The sequence below is a fragment of the Citrobacter sp. Cpo074 genome, from assembly GCF_030332745.1.
Taxonomy (GTDB): Bacteria; Pseudomonadota; Gammaproteobacteria; order Enterobacterales; family Enterobacteriaceae; genus Citrobacter; species Citrobacter portucalensis.
The window spans coordinates 155,155-167,288 of the sequence record NZ_JAOWHG010000034.1; the positions used below are offsets into that span (position 1 = coordinate 155,155).

Sequence of the window (12,134 nt, forward strand, 5' to 3'; positions counted from 1 at the left end):
TTTTTATTGTCTGGGTCTAATCATAGACCTATGCGAGGCTGAAGGAAGCGGCTGAAAGCAGAAATATCATTCAGGCTTTTTCTGTATCGACGGCTGCGGCTCTGGCGGCAAATACTCCAGCATCGCAGGCGTCGGCGGCGGGAGGCGGTTATCGGCAATATCCCTGTCCACATCGATATGACTGATTTCGCCATTCTCATGATGGTGGACCGTCAGCACCCTCGCCTTGTTCAGTTCCGTAACCAGCTCCCGGGTAATACGCAAACTTTCTGCCAGCTCATGGTCTTCAAGCCCGGGTCTGCGACTGCGACGCTCCACCCGAAAACGAAACTGGTTGTACTTCGCCCAGCCAATCAGCACCAGGCCGTTGACCAGGGCGACAAGGATATAAAACGTGACCGTATCCAGCGTGGTGAAAAAGGGTCGCACCCCCATATACGGTGAATGCGCCAGGGCTGTGATCAGCCCTTTATAGATCAAATAGATAAATCCAACCCATGCGATGGCCGTCAACAACACATCGATGATGCGCGGCAGCAAACGCCGCTCCGTGAAGATCAGTGGCTGGTTCATGATTCGATCCTCCCAATACCGCGGTCAGGACTCACCCAACGCGCTCTGCCACGTTTGCGTTTGAGCATCACTTTCGGGAATGACACCAGCGTGGTGAACAGGCTTAGCATCCAGTACACCACCGGGAACCAGATAATCCAGAACAATGAAGCGCCAATATTTTTTTCATAGCGTCGTTCAATCATCAGGCTCACCGCAAACTGCAGCAAGCACACCACGCCGAGGATAAGCCCGGTAAAGGCTGGTGGGAACAGATGCTGTACATACAGCGAGTCCGGCATCGGGATCATCAGCCCTAACAGGAACAGCACGATACTGATCGCATAGGCAAATGCCCAGGCGGTAGAAAAACAGAACTCAAGAAACAGCGGCCACATGCGGCGGAACTCCCACGACCACAGACGACGCATGTTAACGATAAACACCTCTGCACCACCCTGCGCCCAGCGCAAACGCTGCTTCCACAGCCCTCTTAAGGTTTCAGGCATCAGGATCCAGCACAGTGCGCGCGGCTCAAAGAATACCGACCAGTGGCGCAATTGCAGCTTCCAACTGATATCGATATCTTCGGTGATCATGTCCGGGCTCCAGTAACCGACCTCGGCCAGCGCGCGACGACGAAACGCCGCAACCACACCTGAGACACTAAAGATCTGCCCATAGACTCGCTGAGTACGCTTAATCAAGCCGATAATGGAAGTGAACTCACCGACCTGCACACGACCGATTAACGTAGAGCGGGTTCGAATTCGCGGGTTCCCCGTCACTGCACCAACGCGCGGGAACTGGATCAGCGGAGCCACCATATAAGCGACGGCATCGCGTTCCAGTAACGCATCGCCATCAATACACACCAGATAATCGCTGCGCGCCGCGGCCGCACCGGTCTTGAGCGCCAGCGCTTTGCCCTGGTTTTCAGCCAGATGAATCACCCGCAGGCTGGGGTATTCCACTGCCAGTTGTTCCAGCACGTCGTGAGTGTCATCCGTCGAACCATCGTTGATGGCGATCACTTCGATATTCTTATATCGCTGGGCCAGTGCTGCCTCAATGGTTTCACGCGCATTGATCCCTTCGTTAAAACAGGGGATCAGAATGGAAACCAGTGGATTCCCCTGCAATGTCGGTGGTGGAGTGTCATCTCCCCATTTCCAGTGACGTTCACGGTAAAACCAGAAATAGACTCCGCCGCTTATCCATAAGCCAGACATGAATAAAGGCCAGAAGAAGACGAAGTTCAACATCACTTCACCTGTAAAGATGACAGCCACACCAAACGGCAGGCTGAACATCAGGCAAAGTATCAGGAAAGCAATAATGCGATCGGTCATTTTTGCGGATACCAGTATGAGGAGAACGTCGAGCGAATCTCTGACATCTCAGGTTTGTCGCTGATGAAATCATCCGGGTAATAGCCGTAGTTACCTGCACCGCTTAATTTCAGCTGGCGCATCCATTCGGCTATTTGTTTTCCGCTGATTTCAGCCTGATCCCCGGATTTACGCCAGTCTCGTGCCTGCAGTTCAAACACGGTTTTATCCAGCGCCCCAGGGGTTTGTGCAACGGCATTCACCAGTCGGTCAAGCCATGCGTTGGCATCATTGGCCGGGATCTGTTCCATGAATGGCATCGCCATCGGCGCCGTCCAGTCATAGGTATTGAGGAAATCATTCAGGTTTTGTGCAAACCAGGCTTCACTTTCAGGCTCCAGTACCGGCATGGCGTAAATATTGCGCGCGGTTTGCACCTGTGGACCGCGAATATTACGCACCGTCCGGGTCAGTTGTTTGGTGAAGTCAATCAGCATCTTACTTTTCAGGCGAGTCCAGCGCTCGAACGCCTGAGGATTATTACGTATTTGCTCGATACTGCCCGGAAGCCCTGCGGCACGGTAGGCGGCTAACGCCTCCGGTGACGCATCTTCAAAATCCGTCAGGAAAGCATCGTCATGGAACAAAATACCTTTGAAGCTGGCGTGCTTCGCCAGGTCTTCATAGATTTCAGTGATGCGTTTGCGCGCTTCGCTGTCCCAGGGCGAGAGACGAACATAGTTCTCATGATTGATAGCAGTGCGTCCCGTTTTCGGATCCCATGCGGTTACGCGTGGAATGGACGCGTCGAGATCGAAAGCCAGAACCGGCATCCAGGCATACACCGTCACCCCGGCCCGCGTTTGTAACTGCCAGGAGATATAGTTAAAGAGATCGGCACGCATCGGCAGCCAACGGTTAGGGAAATAGAGTTCGCGAATATTCCCGTCGCCCTGCGGATCGGCGTACGCCTGCAGGAAGACATGAGAAATACGCATGTCATAAACGCGCTGGATCAGCTTATCGATATTTCGCTTCTGCTGAGCAGGGTCTTTGTCATACACGTAATCCAGATCGACATGCATCACGCGCATCGTCTGTGGTTCACGGACCTGAGCGACCTGACTGGCAAAGCGCTTAAGGGATGGGTTATCAGAAATCAGCACGCGCGGAATATCATCGAGAAACGCGGCATTCGCCAACCCTTCATTAAGCGTAAAGGCCATCTTATAGCCATGCTCTTTGGCCAGGTTTAACGTTGTACCGTTGGCTGCGCCGTAAGGCCATACCCACGCGCGCGGCGATTTGCCGGTCACCGCTTTGATCTTGTTAGTGATCAGAGAGATATCCGTGTTTATACGTCGCGTGTACTGTTCGTCCGTTTCGTAAGTGCCGGTTTTCTTATCATACAGGCGGTTCGCCACAGCGGGCTCTTTACTCCCCTGCGGGTTGGCCTCAGCGCCAAAGTGCGAGTTCCAGGTGTGCGCACCGACTTCCACCAACGGCGACTTGCCCATTTCTTCGACCATTTTCCAGGTGGCGAATTTGTCTCGCGCGGTCATTAAGCCACCAAAATCGACTTTTTTGTTGGCTGGCGCATCAACCCAACTGCCTACTGGCGCCCAGAGCGCAGGCCAGTTGTAGGCTTTCAGTAGCGGCCAGACGCGGGTATAAAAACTGCTATATCCATCGTCAAAGGTGAGCAGTACCGCTTTTTCCGGCAGTACAATTTTACCGTCATGGGCGTCCAGAATTTGCTGCACGCTGATCGGCTGATAGCCATTATCACGCAGCCAGGCCATTTGGTCGCTCAACGCGCTGGTACGCACAGAGAGGTAGCGCTGGTCGGCTGCACCATCCTCCACATCATGGTAGCCGAGCACCAGAAAGCTATTTTTCGGCCACGGATGATCCGCCGTCAGCGGCGTTCTCTCTGCGGGAGGAACATAGCGAGGCGTTGTATTGTGCGCGCTGCTGCACGCGGTAATCATCAACCAGCCAGCGATTAATGCGCTAAGCCACAGGCATCTTTTCAGCATGAACAATCCTTAAAACCTGACATTTAAATCGAAAGCGAGGGAGATATTCCGCTCACGTTTACCGTCATAGGGGCGTTTATCCCAAATCAGCATCACCCCGCCATCTACGACGTTGTTCCATTTAAGCCGTTGTCCGTATCCCACCTGGACGATAGCGCCTGCATCTTCACCTTGCTGCCAGTAGCCACCTACGCCAGCCAGACCTTGCTGTGTCCAGACGGTATCATAGTGGCGGTAAAGAACCTGCTCTGCGCTCAGGCCAGGGACAACCGAAAAATCACTCTTCGGGTTGTAATACGGAACATTTTCTTTGGTGTTGGTGCTCCCGCCGATACCCGGCGTAAAGTCCAGCGTGAAGCGCGGCGTGGTCCACATGCGCTCTTTTCCGCTGAGTCCATATTCGATGCGATCGTTACCGTCCGAGAAATGTGATGCGGCAAACGACAGTTGATATTCACGTCGTTCGTTTTGATACCAGCGAACAAACATATCGCCGCCGTTGGCATACACGCCACTACGCAGCGCGCGCAACGGGGTATTGCGAGAGAGGCGTTCGGCCGACCCACCAACGCGCCAGTTGTCATTAAAGTCATGCCAGCCGGATAGACGCCCGCCAATCTTCTGACCATCGCCATAATTTCGGCCTGACACTTCCATTTCCGCCCAGTAATCACGGGAAGTCCATTCTGCCCCCGCCGCCAGATCGCGGCTGATGCCCTTCCCTTCCTCAAATTCACCGGTAGCAAAGTTGAATCCGGTAAACAGTCGCCAGTTGTCATTAATCGGCGGACTGTAAATAGCCGTGTTGATGTTGAAGTCATTCTTACCGCTGACCGGGCTATCGGACGAGATCCCCTGCGTTCCGCTAATACGCACTTCCGACATTTTGTGGACATCACGAATACGCGCGAGGCGCAGCGTCGCTTCATCATCCGGGCTACGGGCAATAACGTCATCCGTCAGTTCATCTGCCTGTTTCCACTCCTGAAGATCCAGTGCAACGTAAGCCTGCTGACGTTCCAGCTCCAGGTTACTTGGCTCAATGACTTCCGCCAGCTTAAGCTCTTTCTCCGCCGCATGCGGCAATCCACGCGCTTCAAGCACAGAGGCATAAGATATGCGCAATCCCTGGTTACCAGAGCCTGTTCGTGCCAGATGCTCTGCGAGCTTTTCTGCCTCTGGCAGTTCATTGGCAGCGATATGATATTGCGTCAGTAGCGACTGTCCGAGCAGCCAGTTATCGTTAGGCTGCGGCGTTGGCGAGCCATAGATACGCCGCAGATACGGACTCTCTTTGATCAAATCATCGACTTGTTTTTTGGCAGCATCGAAGTTTTCATTATCAATGTGCGCGTAGAACAGATCTTGTTGATCCTCAGGACTGAGCGGCGTCACCGGGATAGGTCCATTCGGGTAGTAGATGCTCGCCAGCATCGCTTCGGTTTTTTCCGGCTGACGTTCGCTTAACCATGCTGATGCCACCCAGCGTTTTGCATAGTTTGGTACTTCGCCGCTTGCAGAAAGGGACTCATACTCATCAATCACTTCGGCAGTACGCTTACGCACCAACAGGGCACCCATACGGTCAATTCTCGCCCGACGGACATCATTCTGCGCAGACGGCTCATCTTTCCAGGCCGCCAGCAACTGGTCATAACGGGCCAGCGCTTTATCGGCCACGATAAACCGTTCTTCTTCATTACGTGCGGACGTATAGGAGGAGCGTACCATTTCAGCCGCCGCATCAAGCTCAAGACGGCGCTTCACTGGATCAGCCGTGGGAACGACCTCCGCCATATTTAAAGCGGGTCCGGAAACGCGGTTCGCCGACAGCGCAGATAGCAGCGTGGATTTTGCATTTTTGTTGCCTGGATCAACATCATCCGCCTGGCTGGCAACCAACAGTGCATCCCAGTTTTTCCCCTGAGAATGATATACGTAGGCAAGCAGTGCGTCGGAGTCTGCGCCCGGATGCGCCTGCGCCCATTTATTCGCTTCAGTAAGGGCTTGCTGATTGTAGCGCGCATCCGCCAACGTCATTATCCAGCCGGTGCGTACATCCACGTTATCAGGCTCTTCCTGTAAAACGCTTTCCCACACCGCCAATGAATCATTCCAGTTTTTCTGGTTACGGTACGCACGTGCAGCGGCGACTTTGCCGCGCGCAGGCACATCCATCTGCCCACGATACCGCTGCCAGATTTGAATGGTTGTTTTATCGTTGTTCTCAACCCAACCAGAAACTTGCAGCCAGTCGGCAACCTGATTTGGCGTTAACGCACTTTTCTTTCCCTGATCCTCAAGGTAGCGCAATAGTGGCGCACTATTCCCCCCCCGCGCTTCAATAACCAAAGCATCATAATCTGATACCGCAGCAGAGATTTGCATAGGGAAAAGAATGCTTGCCGTAAATAAACAGCTTACAGACTTAAAACGTTTAATGAAGTTGGCATGTCGACGCATACTGAACATATCTGCCCTTATATCTTACATCAGAGTAAAAATAAGCGTTTTCAATAAGTTACGGTCAATCCCTGACAGTTGCCGACCATGTAAGATGCACTGCCGCTTATTTCGTAATAGGGTTATGAAGCAATTAATTCTTTCGTCTTATTGACTACCCGCACCGCGTCCTCTAATCGTTGGACAGGAGGCATAAACTCGGGAATTTTATCACTCCATGTAGTTCGTGGCTACGCAATAAGAAAAGTCTTAGGCAAAAAAGTATTTTAGACTAAATAATCCTAATACTCTTGGGATTGAATTCTGGATTTAAACAAAGTTTGCCCGGTGACATCATGTGACGATGCTTACTATTGCTGGTTAGCATAGCTACACCGCGCAACTGTTTGCATGGTAACTATTTTGAGAGGTGAATAGAGAAAAATCTGATAATAGGCTCTCTGCTAACAACAAAATATAACTTAATTTTTAGGGCTCAAACAGGGCCAATGAAATGAAAATAAGGGTACAGGCGCAAGAAGAATTAGATACAGTAACAATGCGTTGAAATCAAACAACTTTATTTATCATTTTTCGAAACCTACCATAATTGGTATTTGGAAACTCAATCAAATACGTGCGTGAATAATTGTGTATTACTCTACCTGTTAATATATTTACCAACCTTGCGTACTATTGACAATATCAACCACAATCAATTATTTCCCCTTACAATATGAAAGCCTATTTGCATTACAAGCAACTGATAGAAGCATAATTTTTTGCACTTACCTTCCCCTCAGACTTTCAGGTAATCTGGGCAAAGACGCCAATGGGAGCCGGTCAATGAAAATCGTTAACGCAGAAGAAAAGCACATCCTCGCCATACGCGATATCTATGCACATCATGTTCTTCACGGTACCGGCAGCTTTGAAACCGACCCGCCGGATGCACACGAGATGCTTGCTCGTCTGGAAAAAATCCGCAGCCTCGGGCTGCCGTGGGTCGTCGCTCTGCAGGAAGATAAGGTCATCGGGTATTGCTACCTCACCCGCTACCGCGAGCGCTATGCCTACCGCTATACCCTTGAGGATTCGATTTATATTGCTCCAACGGCTCAGCGTCAGGGTGTAGGAAAAGCCTTACTGCGTCATGTGATTGGCTGGGCTGAAGCACAGGGTTATCGGCAACTGATTGCCATCGTCGGCGACAGCAATAATCAGGGATCGTTAAAAGTCCATCAGCAGGCCGGATTTACGCAAATCGGCACACTGAAAAACATTGGCTTCAAACATGGGCTATGGCTCGACACGGTATTGCTACAACGTAATCTGGGTGAAGGTAACAGCACGCTGCCACCGGATTCCGGTGTCGCTATCTAACGTTTTTAAGGATTAACTACAGGGAGAGAATTTTTGGAGCGGGCGAAGGGAATCGAACCCTCGTATAGAGCTTGGGAAGCTCTCGTTCTACCATTGAACTACGCCCGCATCGAAGTGCGTAAGGGATTATAAACCTTACGCTCTTCTTGGCAAGGGACTAACCGACTGACTGGCGATTAAATCACCGTCAGCATTTTGGCTTACTGCCCTGCGGCGGCAAATAACGCAGCGGATCGATAGCCGTCGCCCGGTAGCGGATTTGGAAATGCAGCCGCACCGTAGTCGCATCCGAGCTGCCCATCGTCGCGATTTTCTGCCCGGCCTTCACGTTTTGACCGTTGTTCACCAGCATGGTGTCATTATGCGCATACGCAGTGATGTAGTCCTCACTGTGCTTAATCATGATGAGATTACCATAGCCCCGCAGCTGATTACCGACGTAAACCACCTTCCCGGCGCCGGCGGCATAAATCGGTGTACCGCGCGCAGCCGAGATATCAATGCCCTTGTTGCCGCCGTCCGCGGTTGAATAAGGCAGGATCACCTTACCGCTGGCAGGCCACTGCCAGCAACGTTGCCCTACCGGAGGCCAGGAAGACTGCGGTACGGACGAAGACGGTCTGGCCGCTGCCGTTTTGGTTGAGGATTTCTTGGTTGTTTTGCCAGAGTTAGAACTGGTTTTCGCGCCACCGCTGACCTTCAGTTTTTGCCCTACTTCAATGGTATAGGGCGGTGAAATATTATTCAGGCGGGCGATCTCTTTCACGCTGGTCCCGGTAGCGCGCGAAATACGGTATAGCGTATCCCCCCGCTTCACGGTATACACGGAGCCGGAATAACTTCCTGTATCAGACGACTTGCTCCCGGAACACCCTGCTAACAGCAGACCGACGCACAGCAACATCACGATACCCAGGCCATTTTTCTTCAGGCGTCCTGCACTCAAAACAATACCTCGCAACATTTTCAGACGCTTTATCATAGCAGCCAGAAACCGGATGCCAAATCATATCGCGCAACGAACCGTCGGCCCTGGCATTTCACACCCTCTGTTAATCAATCTGACTTAATTAAGCATATAATATGGATGCTTAAGATTGATGGTGGACGCTATGCGACAGGAACATGTCATTTTATTGAATGAGCAGGACCAACCCTGCGGAACGCTGGAAAAATATGCGGCGCATACCGCCACAACCCCCCTGCATTCCGCTTTCTCGTGCTGGATATTTAACGAGCAGGGCCAACTGCTGGTCACCCGCCGCTCGCTGCACAAAAAAGCCTGGCCTGGCGTCTGGACCAACTCTGTCTGTGGTCACCCGCAGTTGGGTGAAACCCACGAAGCCGCTATTGTCCGCCGGGCTCGCTTCGAACTGGGTGCAGACATCGACTCGCTCAGCCCCGTGTATGCTGACTTTCGTTATCGCGCTACAGACCCGAGTGGAATTGTGGAAAACGAAGTGTGCCCGGTTTATGCCGCACATATCGTGAGTCCGCTACAGCTAAACCCAGATGAAGTGATGGATTGCCAGTGGAGCAGTCTTGAGGATGTCTTAAGCGGGATTGACGCGACGCCGTGGGCTTTTAGCCCGTGGATGGTAATGCAGGTTGCAGACAAAGAAGCGCGTGCGCTGTTGCGGAATTACTGCCAACAAATTATTGCCTGATGGCGCTACGCTTATCTGGCCTACATAACGAATCGTAGGCCGGATAAGGCGTCAGCCGCCATCCGGCATTTCACATCTTACTTAACCGGGCGCATCGCCGGGAACAGGATCACGTCGCGGATAGTGTGGCTGTTGGTGAACAGCATAACCATACGGTCGATACCAATGCCCAGACCCGCAGTCGGCGGCAGACCGTGTTCCAGAGCGGTAACGTAGTCTTCGTCATAGAACATTGCTTCGTCATCACCCGCATCTTTAGCGTTAACCTGATCCTGGAAACGCTGCGCCTGATCTTCCGCATCGTTCAGCTCGCTGAAACCGTTACCGATTTCACGTCCGCCGATGAAGAATTCGAAGCGGTCAGTGATTTCCGGGTTTTCGTCATTACGACGCGCCAGCGGAGAAACTTCTGCCGGGTACTCGGTAATGAAGGTCGGTTGAATCAGGTGCGCTTCCGCAACTTCTTCAAAGATCTCGGTCACGATACGGCCCAGACCCCAGCTCTTCTCAACTTTGATGCCGATAGATTCAGCAATCGCTTTTGCAGAGTCGAAGTTATCCAGATCGGCCATGTTGGTTTCCGGACGGTATTTCTGAATCGCTTCGCGCATGGTCAGTTTTTCGAACGGCTTACCGAAGTCGAAGACTTCTTCACCGTAAGGCACTTCAGTCGTTCCCAGAACGTTCTGCGCCAGCGTACGGAACAGCGATTCGGTCAGTTCGATCAGATCTTTGTAGTCCGCATAAGCCATGTAGAGTTCCATCATGGTGAACTCTGGGTTATGGCGAACAGAGATGCCTTCGTTACGGAAGTTACGGTTAATTTCGAATACGCGTTCGAAGCCGCCAACCACCAGACGCTTGAGGTACAGTTCCGGCGCGATACGCAGGTACATGTCCAGATCCAGCGCGTTATGATGAGTGATAAACGGACGCGCTGCCGCACCGCCAGGGATCACCTGCATCATCGGGGTTTCTACTTCCATAAAGCCACGAGCAACCATGAACTGACGGATGCCAGCCATAATCTGTGAACGCACTTTAAAGGTATTGCGGGATTCATCGTTAGAGATGAGATCCAGGTAACGTTGACGATAGCGCGCTTCCTGATCCTGCAGACCGTGGAATTTGTCCGGCAGCGGGCGCAGCGCTTTGGTCAGCAGACGCAGTTCGGTGCAGTGAATAGACAACTCACCGGTCTTAGTCTTGAACAACTTACCTTTCGCGCCGAGGATATCGCCAAGATCCCATTTTTTGAACTGCTCGTTGTAGACGCCTTCCGGCAGGTCATCGCGAGCTACGTACAGCTGAATACGGCCGCCAACGTCCTGCAGCGTAACGAATGATGCTTTACCCATAATACGACGAGTCATCATACGGCCAGCAACGGATACCTCAATGTTCAGCGCTTCCAGCTCTTCGTTTTCTTTCGCGTCGAAGTCAGCATGCAGTTGGTCTGAGGTATGATCGCGACGGAAATCGTTCGGGAACGGGATCCCCTGCTCACGCAGGCTCGCCAGCTTCTCACGGCGCGTTTTCAGTTCATTGTTAAGGTCGGCTACCGCGTCAGCGCCCTGTACGTGTTGTTCAGACATGTTGGTTCCTCATAACCCTGCTTTCAAACTTGCTTCGATAAATTGATCCAGGCTGCCATCCAGCACCGCCTGCGTGTTACGGGTTTCAACCCCGGTACGCAGATCTTTGATGCGGGAGTCATCAAGGACATAAGAACGAATCTGGCTACCCCAGCCGATATCTGACTTGTTGTCTTCCATCGCCTGTTTCTCGGCATTCTTCTTCTGCATTTCCAGTTCATAAAGCTTCGCTTTCATCTGCTTCATGGCCTGGTCTTTGTTCTTGTGCTGGGAACGGTCGTTCTGACACTGCGTCACAATCCCAGTCGGGATGTGGGTAATACGCACCGCAGATTCCGTACGGTTAACGTGCTGACCACCCGCACCGGAGGCACGGTAAACGTCAATACGCAGATCCGCCGGGTTGATATCGATATCAATATCATCATCAACTTCCGGATAAACAAACGCAGAACTGAACGACGTATGGCGACGTCCGCCGGAGTCGAACGGACTCTTACGAACCAGACGGTGTACGCCGGTTTCAGTACGCAGCCAACCGTACGCATATTCGCCAGCAATTCTGATGGTTACGGATTTAATACCCGCCACTTCACCTTCAGACTCTTCAATAATTTCAGTCTTAAAGCCGCGCGCTTCAGCCCAACGCAGATACATGCGCATCAGCATGCTTGCCCAGTCCTGCGCTTCCGTACCGCCAGAACCTGCCTGAATATCGAGATAGCAATCTGCGCTGTCATATTCACCGGAGAACATACGACGGAATTCCAGCTGGGCCAGCTTATCTTCCAGCGTGTCGAGTTCTGCTACGGCTTCGTTAAAGGTTTCTTCGTCGTCGGCTTCTACAGCCAGTTCCAGCAGGCCGGAGACATCTTCCAGGCCCTGGCTCATCTGATCGAGCGTATCAACGATGGCTTCAAGAGAAGAACGCTCTTTACCCAGCGCCTGCGCGCGTTCGGGTTCGTTCCATACGTCCGGCTGTTCCAGCTCGGCGTTTACTTCTTCCAGACGCTCTTTCTTGGCATCATAGTCAAAGATACCCCCTAAGAACGTCAGAGCGCTCCGTGAGGTCCTGAATGCGGTTATTTACCGGATTAATTTCAAACATTGTCTGATTTCTTTTAT

At 52.1% G+C, this 12,134-nt stretch carries 9 protein-coding genes and 1 tRNA gene; 2 read left to right on the plus strand and 8 right to left on the minus strand.

Annotation, left to right across the window (positions count from 1 at the left end; all coding sequences use genetic code 11):
- Positions 1-66: 66 nt before the first annotated feature.
- The 4 genes from pgaD to pgaA are packed head-to-tail and all read right to left on the minus strand — an operon-like array spanning position 67 to position 6,394.
- Positions 67-573, minus strand: coding sequence for a poly-beta-1,6-N-acetyl-D-glucosamine biosynthesis protein PgaD (pgaD, locus tag OGX83_RS18885; protein ID WP_003825542.1), 507 nt, complete (start codon positions 571-573; stop codon positions 67-69).
- Positions 570-1,904, minus strand: a complete 1,335-nt coding sequence (pgaC, locus tag OGX83_RS18890) for a poly-beta-1,6-N-acetyl-D-glucosamine synthase (RefSeq protein WP_048236716.1) — start codon at positions 1,902-1,904, stop codon at positions 570-572. Before pgaC ends, pgaD begins: the two co-directional genes overlap by 4 nt.
- Entirely contained in the window at positions 1,901-3,922 is a 2,022-nt protein-coding gene (pgaB, locus tag OGX83_RS18895) for a poly-beta-1,6-N-acetyl-D-glucosamine N-deacetylase PgaB (RefSeq protein WP_048215612.1), read from the minus strand. The genes pgaC and pgaB overlap by 4 nt, the downstream gene beginning before the upstream one ends.
- 9 nt (positions 3,923-3,931) lie before the next feature.
- Positions 3,932-6,394: a poly-beta-1,6 N-acetyl-D-glucosamine export porin PgaA gene (pgaA, locus tag OGX83_RS18900; protein ID WP_057067439.1), complete on the minus strand. Its 2,463-nt coding sequence runs from the start codon at positions 6,392-6,394 to the stop codon at positions 3,932-3,934.
- 816 nt (positions 6,395-7,210) lie between these two features.
- Between pgaA and OGX83_RS18905 the strand changes: the two genes are divergently transcribed.
- Positions 7,211-7,747, plus strand: a complete 537-nt coding sequence (locus OGX83_RS18905) for a GNAT family N-acetyltransferase (RefSeq protein ID WP_100271941.1) — start codon at positions 7,211-7,213, stop codon at positions 7,745-7,747.
- Positions 7,748-7,781: 34 nt separating this feature from the next.
- Here OGX83_RS18905 and OGX83_RS18910 read toward each other — a convergent pair.
- Positions 7,782-7,855 (minus strand) — tRNA-Gly (locus OGX83_RS18910).
- A gap of 79 nt (positions 7,856-7,934) precedes the next feature.
- Positions 7,935-8,693 carry an amidase activator ActS gene (actS, locus tag OGX83_RS18915; RefSeq protein WP_103285965.1) on the minus strand — a complete coding sequence of 253 codons (759 nt, stop codon included), beginning with the start codon at positions 8,691-8,693 and terminating at the stop codon, positions 7,935-7,937.
- A 166-nt stretch (positions 8,694-8,859) separates the two neighbouring features.
- Here actS and idi point away from each other — a divergent pair, with 166 nt between their 5' ends.
- The gene (gene idi / locus OGX83_RS18920; protein ID WP_265639208.1) at positions 8,860-9,414 is read left to right on the plus strand and encodes an isopentenyl-diphosphate Delta-isomerase; all 555 of its coding nucleotides are present in this window, start codon (positions 8,860-8,862) and stop codon (positions 9,412-9,414) included.
- Between the two features lie 77 nt (positions 9,415-9,491).
- Here the strand turns inward: idi and lysS are convergent, their stop codons facing one another.
- The gene (lysS, locus tag OGX83_RS18925) at positions 9,492-11,009 is read right to left on the minus strand and encodes a lysine--tRNA ligase (RefSeq protein ID WP_003026911.1); all 1,518 of its coding nucleotides are present in this window, start codon (positions 11,007-11,009) and stop codon (positions 9,492-9,494) included.
- Between the two features lie 9 nt (positions 11,010-11,018).
- A protein-coding gene (prfB, locus tag OGX83_RS18930; protein WP_100194817.1) for a peptide chain release factor 2 occupies positions 11,019-12,117 on the minus strand; the annotation gives its coding sequence in 2 pieces (ribosomal slippage) (positions 11,019-12,041 and positions 12,043-12,117; 1,098 coding nt in all).
- Between the last annotated feature and the right edge of the window lie 17 nt (positions 12,118-12,134).

Bases quoted from the DNA above. Each gene is read 5' to 3' on its own strand.
- idi (WP_265639208.1), top strand. From the start codon at position 8,860: ATGCGACAGGAACATGTCATTTTATTGAATGAGCAGGACCAACCCTGC.
- pgaA (WP_057067439.1), bottom strand. From the start codon at position 6,394: ATGTTCAGTATGCGTCGACATGCCAACTTCATTAAACGTTTTAAGTCT.
- OGX83_RS18905 (WP_100271941.1), top strand. From the start codon at position 7,211: ATGAAAATCGTTAACGCAGAAGAAAAGCACATCCTCGCCATACGCGAT.
- lysS (WP_003026911.1), bottom strand. From the start codon at position 11,009: ATGTCTGAACAACACGTACAGGGCGCTGACGCGGTAGCCGACCTTAAC.
- pgaC (WP_048236716.1), bottom strand. From the start codon at position 1,904: ATGACCGATCGCATTATTGCTTTCCTGATACTTTGCCTGATGTTCAGC.
- pgaD (WP_003825542.1), bottom strand. From the start codon at position 573: ATGAACCAGCCACTGATCTTCACGGAGCGGCGTTTGCTGCCGCGCATC.
- pgaB (WP_048215612.1), bottom strand. From the start codon at position 3,922: ATGCTGAAAAGATGCCTGTGGCTTAGCGCATTAATCGCTGGCTGGTTG.